This is a genomic window from Salmonella sp. SSDFZ54, assembly GCF_004010735.1.
Classification (GTDB): Bacteria; Pseudomonadota; Gammaproteobacteria; order Enterobacterales; family Enterobacteriaceae; genus Salmonella; species Salmonella enterica.
This window is the reverse complement of sequence record NZ_CP034819.1, coordinates 2,230,282-2,242,934: the sequence shown is the minus strand read 5'-3', so window position 1 is coordinate 2,242,934 and position 12,653 is coordinate 2,230,282. Positions and strand designations below refer to the sequence as shown.

Here is a 12,653-nt window from a genome sequence, read left to right as displayed (position 1 = left end):
TGTTTCTCGCGATTCATCGTCGTGTTGCGAAAATTTGAGAGACTCACGAACAACTTTCGTTGTTCTGTGTTTCAATTTTCAGCTTGATCCAGATTTTTAAAGAGCAAAACTTCGCAGTGAACCCTTTCAGGTACACTCTGAAGTATTTTTTCGTAAACACTCACGAGATGGTGGAGCTATGCGGGATCGAACCGCAGACCTCCTGCGTGCAAAGCAGGCGCTCTCCCAGCTGAGCTATAGCCCCATCGTGTAGTCAGAACCTCTTTACCGATAATTTTTCCTGAGACAAGGCGTGGAATAACGAAGCATACATCAGTATGTGAGTTATTTCACAACGCAGTATTCAGGGAAAATTTGGTAGGCCTGAGTGGACTTGAACCACCGACCTCACCCTTATCAGGGGTGCGCTCTAACCACCTGAGCTACAAGCCTGTAGAGGTTTTACTGCTCGTTTTTCATCAGACAATCTGTGTGAGCACTGCAAAGAACAGTTCTTTAAGGTAAGGAGGTGATCCAACCGCAGGTTCCCCTACGGTTACCTTGTTACGACTTCACCCCAGTCATGAATCACAAAGTGGTAAGCGCCCTCCCGAAGGTTAAGCTACCTACTTCTTTTGCAACCCACTCCCATGGTGTGACGGGCGGTGTGTACAAGGCCCGGGAACGTATTCACCGTGGCATTCTGATCCACGATTACTAGCGATTCCGACTTCATGGAGTCGAGTTGCAGACTCCAATCCGGACTACGACGCACTTTATGAGATCCGCTTGCTCTCGCGAGGTCGCTTCTCTTTGTATGCGCCATTGTAGCACGTGTGTAGCCCTGGTCGTAAGGGCCATGATGACTTGACGTCATCCCCACCTTCCTCCAGTTTATCACTGGCAGTCTCCTTTGAGTTCCCGGCCTAACCGCTGGCAACAAAGGATAAGGGTTGCGCTCGTTGCGGGACTTAACCCAACATTTCACAACACGAGCTGACGACAGCCATGCAGCACCTGTCTCACAGTTCCCGAAGGCACAAATCCATCTCTGGATTCTTCTGTGGATGTCAAGACCAGGTAAGGTTCTTCGCGTTGCATCGAATTAAACCACATGCTCCACCGCTTGTGCGGGCCCCCGTCAATTCATTTGAGTTTTAACCTTGCGGCCGTACTCCCCAGGCGGTCTACTTAACGCGTTAGCTCCGGAAGCCACGCCTCAAGGGCACAACCTCCAAGTAGACATCGTTTACGGCGTGGACTACCAGGGTATCTAATCCTGTTTGCTCCCCACGCTTTCGCACCTGAGCGTCAGTCTTTGTCCAGGGGGCCGCCTTCGCCACCGGTATTCCTCCAGATCTCTACGCATTTCACCGCTACACCTGGAATTCTACCCCCCTCTACAAGACTCAAGCCTGCCAGTTTCGAATGCAGTTCCCAGGTTGAGCCCGGGGATTTCACATCCGACTTGACAGACCGCCTGCGTGCGCTTTACGCCCAGTAATTCCGATTAACGCTTGCACCCTCCGTATTACCGCGGCTGCTGGCACGGAGTTAGCCGGTGCTTCTTCTGCGGGTAACGTCAATTGCTGTGGTTATTAACCACAACACCTTCCTCCCCGCTGAAAGTACTTTACAACCCGAAGGCCTTCTTCATACACGCGGCATGGCTGCATCAGGCTTGCGCCCATTGTGCAATATTCCCCACTGCTGCCTCCCGTAGGAGTCTGGACCGTGTCTCAGTTCCAGTGTGGCTGGTCATCCTCTCAGACCAGCTAGGGATCGTCGCCTTGGTGAGCCGTTACCTCACCAACAAGCTAATCCCATCTGGGCACATCTGATGGCAAGAGGCCCGAAGGTCCCCCTCTTTGGTCTTGCGACGTTATGCGGTATTAGCCACCGTTTCCAGTAGTTATCCCCCTCCATCAGGCAGTTTCCCAGACATTACTCACCCGTCCGCCACTCGTCAGCGAAGCAGCAAGCTGCTTCCTGTTACCGTTCGACTTGCATGTGTTAGGCCTGCCGCCAGCGTTCAATCTGAGCCATGATCAAACTCTTCAATTTAAAAGTTTGATGCTCAAAGAATTAAACTTCGTAATGAATTACGTGTTCACTCTTGAGACTTGGTATTCATTTTTCGTCTTGCGACGTCAAGAATCCGTATCTTCGAGTGCCCACACAGATTGTCTGATAAATTGTTAAAGAGCAGTGCCGCTTCGCTTTTTCTCAGCGGCGCGGGGTGTGCATATTACGCTTTCCCGCTTCAGAGTCAAGCGTTTATTTTCGCTTTTCTCCGTGAGGTTCTGGTCTGAACCCCACTGACCCGGCGGCCTGTGTGCCGTTGTTCCGTGTCAGTGGTGGCGCATTATAGGGAGTTATTTCTGCCTGACAAGAGGAAATTTAAAATAATTTCTCAAGTGCCTGGTATTTACCCAAAACGCCATTAAACCGGCAGTTTTTCGAGCGTTTCAAAGCCATAACGCTGTAAAACGGGTAATAATTGTTCAGCTCCTGGCGTCATTGCCATGCAATAAGCAATATTGGCATCGGTTGATTTCGCATCCGGCGCTTCATGTTCCAACAGCCAGGCTGTACGACGCGCTATCGCCGCGCCGGAATCCACTAACCGCGTCCCTTCAGGCAGGACTTGCAAAAGCTCGTCCCGTAATAGAGGGAAATGCGTACACCCCAGAACGACCGTGTCAGGCGGCTCCGGCATTCGTAGCCATGGGCGTAATATGCGGCGCAGCTCTTCCAGCGATACCGAGTCGCCATGTAGTTTAGCTTCCGCCAGTTCCACCAGTTCTGCCGACCCCAACATCGCTATCTGACATTCATTGGCGAAGCGCGCAATCAGCTCGTGAGTATAAGGACGTTTGACCGTGGCTCTCGTCGCCAGTAGCCCGACGACGCCATTTGCGGTCAGCCGCGCCGCTGGTTTAATCGCAGGCACAACGCCCACCACCGGGAAGGCAAACTTTTCACGTAATGCGGGAAGTGAGACCGTACTGGCGGTATTACAGGCAATCACCGCCAGTGAAAGGGGATAGCGCTGCTGTACCGCGGTCACAATCTCGACAACGCGCTCAACGATAAACGTTTCGCTCTTTTCCCCGTAGGGGAAAGCCACGTTATCGAAAGCATATATATAGTGGAGATCCGGCAGGAGCCGCCGAATCTCATCATAGACCGACAATCCACCGACGCCGGAATCAAATACCAGCACGGTGGGACGTGGTTCAGAAGGTGTAGCTGCCAGACAAGGTGTATTCTCGTCCTGCAGTTTGGTAGCCATAAACTGTCTCGTAATCTTTGTCGAACAGGTTGGCTATTTTACCACGAACTGTCAGATGTGAGGTGACCGGATATGCAACCGTAAGATCCCATAAACTGACGCCGCCCATTTTTACCGTCCGGTATGGGTAAGCGGAGTAATCCGAATCATAGCGGGAACCAAGGTATTGATATGTCACCCCCCAGTCAAAATCGTAAACGTCCCAGTCAAGTTGATATTTTGCCATCTGTTTGGAACGCCGCGGTAATGGCGTATCGGTAATCGCATTACGCGCATCAACGTAATCATAACTGACCGTATGCGTTAACGGTCCGGTATCGAAATTCGCCGTCGCCTCAATACCTTTAATGCGCGCCTTACCTTCGTTGTAATATTTTTGCAGATGATCGTCATAATCGATCATGTCATTAATATCGTTACGATAACCTGAAATACGCCAGCTGACGCCAGCGGTTAGCCCTTCAAATGCGCCTTCCCACTGTTTACTCTTTTCAGGATTCAGGTTCGGATTACCGTAATAACCATACAGTTGGCCCAAATTAGGCGCTTTGTAGGAGGTTCCGTAGGAGGCAATAAAGCGATAACCTTCTATAAACTCCCATCCTGCGCTGGTTTGCCATGTACCATGACGGCCAAACTGGGAGTTGTCATCACTGCGCGCCGCCGCTTCCAGAGTGAAGTCACCCAACTGTTGTAATCCTGTCAGGTAAACCCCGGTATTACGCTGGTCATATCCCTCGGGCACATAGCCGGTACCTGGCGTGGTAGTCTGCTTCTGCCAGTCTACGCCCGCCCCAACATTACCGTGCCCCACGACCACACTGTTGGTCCATTGAACATTGTACTGTTTCATCTCATCCAGCGTGGCGGAGGTATCATACCGGCCATAGTGCGGATCATAGTTGTAATCTTTACTGTGGCTATAGCTTGAAACCAGCTGAGACTGAATACGTTCGCCATTAAAGCGCAGCCCGGCGTCCCAGCTTTGGCTATAAAGTTTGCGTGTATCAATCAGCGGCGAGCCCGGCGAGTAATAAGCGTCGTAATCGGTACGGTTATCATAGCCATAACCACGCACGAATCCGCTCCAGCGATCAGAAAAGGTATGCTCTAACGCGCCATAAAGCGTTTTACTCAAAAAGCCGTCCCGGTCAGGCTGCGCCTGCATCCCGGTACCGCCTTTCGCTACCACGTCAAACCCTTTGGTGTATTCGTAATCGCCGATCAACGTCGCCCGCGTGTTTTCGCCAAGTTGCTGTTGCGTCGAGATGTCGTAATTCTGGTAGCTATTGCTTCCCCATCCAGCGGTTAATTCTGTGCCTGGGTTATCGCGCGTCGTAATGATATTCACTACGCCGCCGATAGCATCGGAACCATAAATAGCGGAGCGCGGACCGCGAATATATTCAATGCGCTGTACCAGCGACACCGGGAACTGGCTGAGATCGGCGGACCCGCTCACGCCTGCTAAATTCAGACGCACGCCGTCAATCAATACCAGTACATGGCTGGAGTTGGTGCCGCGAATGAAAATGGAGGAGTTTTGTCCGGCGCCGCCGCTCTGCGCAATATCGACGCCAGGCAAACGGCGCAGAACATCATTTACGGAGGTCGATTGCCAGCGTTCAATATCCTGACGCGTCACGATGGTAACGGGCGCCAGAACCGCGCTGCGCGGCTGCTGAAAACGGTTGGCGGTGACAACCAGGGTATCCGGGCTAGTGTCCTGCGCCCAAGCGGAAAAGGCCGTGACGGAGAACGCCGTCAGCAGCGTAGCTTTTTTAATCATTGTAAAGCATCCACAATATAAGAAGGATGCCGCAGGCTTCATCGATAGTACGCGATGATGAAAAACCAGATGCGACGTTAGCCGGCAGGTCTTCGGGCTTGGAGGGTTATCCGTTGACTGGATAGCAGAAATGATGACTTCCCGCCGGAGGCAGTGTCTGCTTACGCTCTCATCTCACCTTTCCTTACCGCTGCGCGTCAGCTCCAGATTTTCACTGGATTCCCTATTAACTCACAGGACCGGCCCACGGATGCTACCGTCTGTCACAACACCCTGTCCAGACCGCGCATCACAAATCAGAAATCATCAATAGCTGGACATCCACTGAGCAATCCCTACAATCCCCGCGTACTTTTATTATTCAGGATGCGATATGACCCCCGAACATCTTCCGACAGAACAGTATGAGGCGCAGCTGGCCGAAAAAGTGGCGCGCTTGCAGAGTATGATGGCGCCGTTTTCTGGCCTGGTTCCGGAAGTATTTCGCTCGCCGGTCAGTCACTATCGTATGCGTGCGGAATTTCGCCTGTGGCATGACGGCGATGACCTGTACCACATTATGTTTGATCAGCAGACCAAAAGCCGCATTCGCGTTGACACCTTCCCGGCGGCCAGCCAACTGATTAATACCTTAATGAAGGCGATGATTGCTGGCGTGCGCGATAATCATGCGCTGCGGCATAAGCTGTTCCAGATCGATTATCTCACGACCTTGAGCAACCAGGCGGTAGTGTCGTTGCTGTACCATAAGAAGCTGGACGAAGAGTGGCGTGAAGCCGCCACTGCGTTACGCGATGCTTTACGCGCACAAGGTCTGAACGTACTCCTGATTGGCCGGGCCACTAAAACTAAAATCGAATTGGATCAGGATTATATTGATGAGCGTCTGCCTGTGGCAGGTAAAGAGATGATCTACCGCCAGGTCGAAAACAGCTTTACGCAGCCAAACGCCGCCATGAATATTCAGATGTTAGAGTGGGCGCTGGAGGTGACGAAAGACTCAAAAGGCGATCTGCTTGAGTTGTATTGCGGCAACGGCAATTTTTCTTTAGCGCTGGCGCGCAATTTTGACCGCGTGCTGGCAACCGAAATCGCCAAACCGTCCGTCGCTGCCGCACAGTACAATATTGCCGCTAATCATATTGATAATGTGCAAATTATTCGCATGGCGGCGGAAGAGTTTACCCAGGCGATGAATGGCGTTCGTGAGTTTAACCGCCTGCAGGGGATCGACCTGAAGCGCTATCAGTGCGAAACCATTTTTGTCGATCCGCCGCGCAGCGGTCTGGACAGCGAAACGGAAAAAATGGTGCAGGCTTATCCACATATTCTGTACATTTCCTGCAATCCGGAAACGTTGTGCAAAAACCTGGAAACGTTAAGCCAGACGCACACGGTGTCTCGCCTGGCGCTATTCGATCAGTTCCCGTATACACATCATATGGAATGCGGGGTATTACTCACCGCAAGGTAAAATGTACGTCGGATGGCCGGTTATACCGCCATCCGGCCTTCGCACACTACTCTGCGGTGTCCTGCTTGCGGTTACGCAGCTTAAAGCCAATCCAGAATACCAGAATCACCGACAGCACCGCCGGGAAGAAATTAGAACCAATATCCGGATATTCTGCACGCACCACGGTGCTATACAGTAAAACGCCAAGGATGAAACAGGCGGCGGCCAACCCCGGCAAACCTACCGGCATAGTACGATTTTGGTAGCGCTGATGCAGGCAATATACCGTCAGCACCAGCGAGATAACCGGGAATACGGAGAACGGCACAATAGCGCTAAACAGCGCCGCGAATGTGCCGTTAATCGATAAGCCAGCGATGAGCGCCAGCAACAGCGTACCTTTATCTTGACCTGACTGTTTCATTACTCGTCCTTCACGTTATTCGGAATGATGTGCTATTTTCTCTTGCTCACGGCGATACCAGTAATACGCCCCTTTCGCAATCATGCGCAGTTGCAATACCAGCCGCTCTTCTAATTGCCGACGCTGTTCAGCGCCGATGTCCAACGCCTCTGCGCCCGCGCTAAAGACAATAGTTACCATCGCTTCGGCCTGGGCTTCAGTAAACGCGCGCGGCATATGGTTTTCGAGTTCCAGATAGTCGGCAAGTTCCGCAATAAAATGCTGAATCTCCCGCGCGACGGCGGCACGAAACGCCGCTGAAGTGCCGGAACGCTCGCGCAACAACAGACGGAAGGCGTTGGGGTTGTTGCCGATAAACTCCATAAATGTGGAGACCGACGTGCGAATGACGCTGCCGCCTTTCGCGATGCGCTGCCGCGCCTGACGCATCAACTGACGCAGCATCAGACCGCTTTCATCCACCATCGTCAGACCGAGTTCATCGACATCGCGAAAATGACGGTAAAACGACGTTGGCGCAATGCCCGCTTCACGCGCCACCTCACGCAAACTCAGGCTGGCGAAACTCCGCTCAGCGCTCAGTTGGCTGAATGCGGCTTCCACCAGCGAACGCCGGGTTTTTTCTTTTTGTTGCGCTCTAACACCCATCACAATGTCTGAATCCTTCCATATGCCTTATTCGGCACTATACCAGAGAATAAAAGTAACGGGTTCACACTGGATTGTGAATGATTGTTTACAGACAGTTTGTGCTCCGGCTTCGCAAAAAAGCACAACGATAATTGGGTTAAAGCTGGGCAAATGTTATCATCGTGTTTATTTTATGTATAAAAACAGGTGAGTAATACCATGCCACATTCCTGGGATTATGATGCAGTCGTCATAGGGTCAGGCCCCGGCGGTGAAGGCGCTGCAATGGGTCTGGTTAAGCAAGGAGCACGCGTCGCGGTGATTGAACGTTATCATAACGTTGGCGGCGGATGTACCCACTGGGGCACCATCCCATCCAAAGCCCTTCGCCACGCCGTCAGCCGCATTATTGAATTTAATCAAAACCCGCTCTATAGCGACCACTCCCGTCTTCTTCGTTCTTCTTTCGCCGATATCCTTAATCATGCCGATAACGTGATTAATCAACAAACGCGTATGCGTCAGGGGTTTTATGAGCGTAACCACTGTGAAATCTTGCAGGGCAACGCCCATTTTATTGACGAACATACCCTGGCGCTGGAATGCCATGACGGCACGGTTGAAACCCTGACGGCAGAAAAATTTGTTATTGCCTGTGGTTCGCGTCCTTACCATCCCAGTGATGTGGATTTCTCGCATCCGCGCATTTATGACAGCGACTCAATCCTGAGTCTCCACCATGAACCGCGCCACGTTATTATTTACGGCGCTGGCGTTATCGGCTGCGAATATGCGTCCATCTTCCGCGGTATGGATGTGAAAGTGGATCTGATCAACACCCGCGATCGCCTGCTGGCCTTTCTCGATCAGGAGATGTCCGACTCTCTCTCTTACCATTTCTGGAATAGCGGCGTGGTTATTCGCCACAATGAAGAGTATGAGAAAATCGAAGGCTGCGATGATGGCGTCATCATGCACCTGAAATCCGGCAAAAAACTGAAGGCTGACTGCCTGCTCTATGCTAATGGCCGTACCGGTAACACCGATTCGCTGGCGCTGGAGAATATTGGTCTGGAAACAGATAGCCGTGGACAGCTCAAAGTCAACAGTATGTACCAGACCGCCCTGCCGCACGTCTATGCGGTGGGCGACGTGATTGGCTATCCCAGTCTGGCCTCCGCCGCCTACGATCAGGGGCGTATTGCAGCGCAGGCGCTGGTGAAAGGCGAAGCGACCGCGCATCTTATCGAAGATATCCCCACCGGGATTTATACCATTCCGGAAATCAGTTCTGTCGGCAAAACCGAGCAACAGTTAACGGCAATGAAAGTGCCTTACGAAGTGGGCCGCGCGCAGTTTAAGCATCTGGCGCGAGCGCAAATCGTCGGCATGAACGTCGGCACGCTAAAAATTCTCTTCCACCGCGAAACCAAAGAAATTCTGGGGATTCACTGCTTTGGCGAACGCGCCGCCGAAATTATTCATATCGGCCAGGCGATCATGGAGCAGAAAGGTGGCGGTAACACTATCGAATACTTCGTTAACACCACCTTTAACTACCCAACCATGGCGGAAGCTTATCGGGTTGCGGCGTTGAACGGCTTAAACCGCCTGTTTTAACGCCTTGTCGAAATGGCCATCCATTGCGCCACGGATGGCCTCTGCCAGTTGCTCATAACGGCTACGCAGCGGCGATCCCGGGCGATAAACCAGCCCCACGGTACGACGCGGCTCCGGCTTAATGCATGGCAGATAAACCACGCCGTCGCGCTTACGCTCCTGCGGTACGGCCAGCGCGGGAAGTAGTGTAATACCACTGCCCGCCGCTACCATGTTGCGCAGCGTTTCCAGACTGGTCGCCCGGAAATGGGTATCTTCATCCGCTCCCGCTTCAAAACAGAACCCCATCGCCTGATCGCGCAGACAGTGGCCATCTTCCAGCATCAGCAATTTCTCGCCCGCCAGATCGGACATCGGCACGCGATCGCGATTCGCCCACGGATGATCCTCATAAATAGCCAGCATCATGGGCTCATCAAACAGCGGCACTTCGATAAACGCCTCGCTCTCTTTCACCAGCGCCAGAATAGCGCAGTCAAGCTTGCCGCTATCGAGTTGCGCTAACAGCTGATGCGTTTGCGCCTCATGCAGATACATTTCCAGCTTCGGGAAAGTCTGGTGCAACATTGGAATGATAAGCGGCAGCAAATAGGGACCAATCGTTGGGATTAAACCAATATGCAGCGGGCCGGACATCGTCTCGCCTTGTTGGCTTGCCATCTCCTTGAGCACCTTGACCTCACGCAGTACGGTACGCGCCTGATCCACCAGCAGTAAGCCCGCCTGGGTAAACAGCACTTTACGGCTCGTACGCTCCAGCAGCATAACGCCCAGCTCATCTTCCAGCTTACGTATTTGCCCACTAAGGGTTGGCTGGCTGACGTGACAGGAGTCCGCCGCTCGCCGGAAATGGCGATGTTCGGCTAACGCCACCAGATATTCAAGATCACGAATATTCATTATTCATCCTCCGTCACCACGATAGTTCATGGCGATAGGTAGCATAGCAACGAACGATTATCCCTATCAACCTTTCTGATTAATAATACATCACAGAACGGAGCGGTTTCTCGTTTAACCCTTGAAGACACCGCCCGTTCAGAGGGTATCTCTCGAACCCGAAATAACTAAAGCCAACGTGAACTTTTGCGGACCTCTGGTCCGCTTTTTTTTGCGTAAAAAAGCCCGGCGTCGCTGATGCTCGGCCGGGCAGTATTACCTGATAGCGTTACGCTTATAAGGCCTACAACGCGAGGCGCGCCCTGGCATCGTCGATGGCCTGCGCCACCTGCTGCGGAGAAACGCCGCCTTTTGCCGCCCGTTTATCCAGACACGACTGCAAAGACAATATCGGATACACATCGTCGCCAATCACGCGGCTGAATTTCTGTAAATCGGCCAGCGGCAACGCTTCCAGCGGCTTACCCTGGCGAATAGCTTCTACCACCGCTTCGCCGACAATATGGTGCGCTTCACGGAACGGCACGCCTTTCGCGACCAGGTAATCCGCCAGCTCCGTGGCGTTGGCATACCCCTGTTGCGCCGCGTCCTGACAACGTGGGCGTTTCACCTGAATACCGTCCAGCACTAACGCCGCCATATGCAGGCAGTCAAGCCAGGTATCGAGCGCATCGAACAGCCCTTCTTTGTCTTCCTGCATATCTTTGTTATACGCCAGCGGCAGACCTTTTAAAGTCATCATCATGCCGGTTAGCGCCCCTTGTACGCGACCGCACTTACCGCGAATCAGCTCCAGCGCGTCCGGGTTTTTCTTCTGCGGCATTAACGATGAACCGGAAGTCACGCGGTCAGAAAGCTCTACAAAACCCGCTTCACCAGAATTAAAGAAAATCAGATCTTCCGCGAAGCGTGACAGATGCACCATGCCGATAGCCGCATCAGAAAGCAGTTCCAGTACGTGGTCACGATCGGACACGCTGTCCAGGCTGTTGCGGGTCGCAGACGCAAAGCCCAGCCAGCCTGCCAATTGTTCACGGTCAATTTCATAGGCCGTTCCCGCCAACGCGCCGCAACCTAGCGGACTCACGTCCAGACGTTTAAGCGTGTCCTGCAGGCGGCTTTCATCGCGCGCCAGCATTTCGACATACGCGAGACACCAGTGGGCGAAAGTCACCGGCTGCGCGCGTTGCAGATGGGTATATCCCGGCATTACCGCGTCCTGGTTCGCCTGCGCGGTTTCCACCAGCGCGCTCTGTAGCTGGCGGTTAGCGGTAAGCAGTTCCCTCACCGTCTCTTTGCACCACAGTTTCAGGTCCGTCGCCACCTGATCGTTACGGCTGCGCCCGGTGTGCAGCTTTTTACCCAACTGACCCACTTTGTCGATGAGCTTACCTTCCACCCAGCTATGGATATCTTCCGCATCGCTTTGCAGGATTTGCTGCGGATTCGCGCGAACCTCTTCCAGCAGCACGTTCAGCGCTTCTTCCAACTGTCGTTGCTCATCGGCAGTCAGTACGCCTACCGTGACCAATGCTTTGGACCAGGCCACAGAACCGACAATATCCTGCTCCGCCAGACGGTAATCGAAGCGCAACGAATCATTGAATTGTTTAAACCGCTGGTCTGCCGCCTGTGTAAAACGCCCACCCCAAAGTGCCATAATAGACTTCCTTAAATTCTTCGAATTTCACTGCCGGATAGCGCTACGCTTATCCGGCTTACAATTTCTGTTCACGTAGGCCCGATAAGGCGCAGCCGCCATCGGGCGAACAAATAGTTAAGCCAGAATACGCGTGCCAATCGGCGTGCCGTTAAACAGTGCAGGCAATTGTTCCGCATGACGCCAGGAAGCGATATCCACCGGGCGACCCAGCGCCCGCGCAGCATCGAGAGCCGCATTCACTTTCACAATCATCCCGTCGGTAATAATGCCCTGGTCGATAAGCTGCTCGGCTTTGGACGCCGTCATTTCGGCGATACGCTGGCCTTTGCCGTCCAGAATACCGCTCACGTCGGAAAGCAGGATCAGATCGGCCCCCAGCGTCGCCGCCAGCGCGGTTGCCGCCTGATCGGCGTTGACGTTCATCAGTTGGCCGTCGTCTGTTACGCCAATGGAGCTGACCACCGGCAGAAAACCGTTTTCCAGCAGCATGTTAATCAGCTTCGGCGACCCCGGCTGCGCCAGCCCGACGTGGCCTAACGCTTCATCGAGTTGGGTCACGTTTACGCTGTCGCCATCGCCCAGAAACAGACCAACAGAGGCGATATGGTGTTTCTTCGCCCAGGCCAGCAGAGTCTTGTTAGCGGTTCCCGCCAGCGCGCCGGTAATGATGCCAATCTGATCGGCAGGCGTCACGCGCAGGCCGTCTTTCTTTTTCACTGGCAAATTCAGCCCTTTCATCAGCTCATCCACCACGCAACCGCCGCCGTGAACAATCACCAGCGGACGCTGATGGGACTCACGATAGTTGACCAGCGCGGTAAAAAGACGTTCCAGAGCCTCTTCGCTATCCAGTAATACGCCACCCAGCTTGATAATTAATGGATTCATCATTTCACC

General features: G+C 53.1%; 9 protein-coding genes, 2 tRNA genes, 1 rRNA gene and 1 riboswitch. Of the genes, 2 read left to right on the top strand and 10 right to left on the bottom strand.

What is annotated here, in order from left to right:
* Positions 1-168: 168 nt before the first annotated feature.
* The 5 genes from EOS97_RS11195 to btuB all read right to left on the bottom strand — a co-directional run bounded on the left by EOS97_RS11195 (position 169) and on the right by btuB (position 5,063).
* Positions 169-244 (bottom strand) — tRNA-Ala (locus EOS97_RS11195).
* A 111-nt stretch (positions 245-355) separates the two neighbouring features.
* Positions 356-432 (bottom strand) — tRNA-Ile (locus EOS97_RS11190).
* A 69-nt stretch (positions 433-501) separates the two neighbouring features.
* Positions 502-2,043, bottom strand: a 16S ribosomal RNA gene (locus tag EOS97_RS11185).
* Between the two features lie 379 nt (positions 2,044-2,422).
* Positions 2,423-3,274: a glutamate racemase gene (murI, locus tag EOS97_RS11180; RefSeq protein WP_000201805.1), complete on the bottom strand. Its 852-nt coding sequence runs from the start codon at positions 3,272-3,274 to the stop codon at positions 2,423-2,425.
* Positions 3,219-5,063, bottom strand: a complete 1,845-nt coding sequence (gene btuB / locus EOS97_RS11175; RefSeq protein ID WP_000591403.1) for a TonB-dependent vitamin B12 receptor BtuB — start codon at positions 5,061-5,063, stop codon at positions 3,219-3,221. Before btuB ends, murI begins: the two co-directional genes overlap by 56 nt.
* 65 nt (positions 5,064-5,128) lie before the next feature.
* A riboswitch (cobalamin riboswitch) is annotated at positions 5,129-5,322 on the bottom strand.
* Between the two features lie 114 nt (positions 5,323-5,436).
* Here btuB and trmA point away from each other — a divergent pair.
* Positions 5,437-6,537, top strand: coding sequence for a tRNA (uridine(54)-C5)-methyltransferase TrmA (gene trmA, locus EOS97_RS11170; protein ID WP_127836147.1), 1,101 nt, complete (start codon positions 5,437-5,439; stop codon positions 6,535-6,537).
* 46 nt (positions 6,538-6,583) lie between these two features.
* On the opposite strand, the gene EOS97_RS11165 is transcribed toward trmA, so the two are convergent.
* Together EOS97_RS11165 and fabR are read right to left on the bottom strand one after the other, a co-directional pair.
* Positions 6,584-6,943 (bottom strand): YijD family membrane protein, encoded by a 360-nt coding sequence (locus tag EOS97_RS11165; protein ID WP_000813838.1) that lies wholly within the window; start codon positions 6,941-6,943, stop codon positions 6,584-6,586.
* A 15-nt stretch (positions 6,944-6,958) separates the two neighbouring features.
* A complete protein-coding gene (gene fabR / locus EOS97_RS11160; protein WP_000971958.1) occupies positions 6,959-7,594 on the bottom strand; it encodes an HTH-type transcriptional repressor FabR in 636 nt (211 codons plus the stop codon).
* A gap of 198 nt (positions 7,595-7,792) precedes the next feature.
* Here fabR and sthA point away from each other — a divergent pair, with 198 nt between their 5' ends.
* On the top strand, positions 7,793-9,193 hold the full coding sequence (gene sthA, locus EOS97_RS11155; protein WP_001120791.1) for a Si-specific NAD(P)(+) transhydrogenase: 1,401 nt from the start codon (positions 7,793-7,795) through the stop codon (positions 9,191-9,193).
* Here the strand turns inward: sthA and oxyR are convergent.
* The 3 genes from oxyR to argB all read right to left on the bottom strand — a co-directional run bounded on the left by oxyR (position 9,176) and on the right by argB (position 12,647).
* A complete protein-coding gene (oxyR, locus tag EOS97_RS11150; RefSeq protein WP_001025919.1) occupies positions 9,176-10,093 on the bottom strand; it encodes a DNA-binding transcriptional regulator OxyR in 918 nt (305 codons plus the stop codon). The two genes, sthA and oxyR, sit on opposite strands and share 18 nt — an antisense overlap.
* 283 nt (positions 10,094-10,376) lie before the next feature.
* Entirely contained in the window at positions 10,377-11,753 is a 1,377-nt protein-coding gene (argH, locus tag EOS97_RS11140; protein ID WP_001230048.1) for an argininosuccinate lyase, read from the bottom strand.
* Positions 11,754-11,870: 117 nt separating this feature from the next.
* Positions 11,871-12,647 carry an acetylglutamate kinase gene (gene argB / locus EOS97_RS11135; RefSeq protein WP_001575262.1) on the bottom strand — a complete coding sequence of 259 codons (777 nt, stop codon included), beginning with the start codon at positions 12,645-12,647 and terminating at the stop codon, positions 11,871-11,873.
* Between the last annotated feature and the right edge of the window lie 6 nt (positions 12,648-12,653).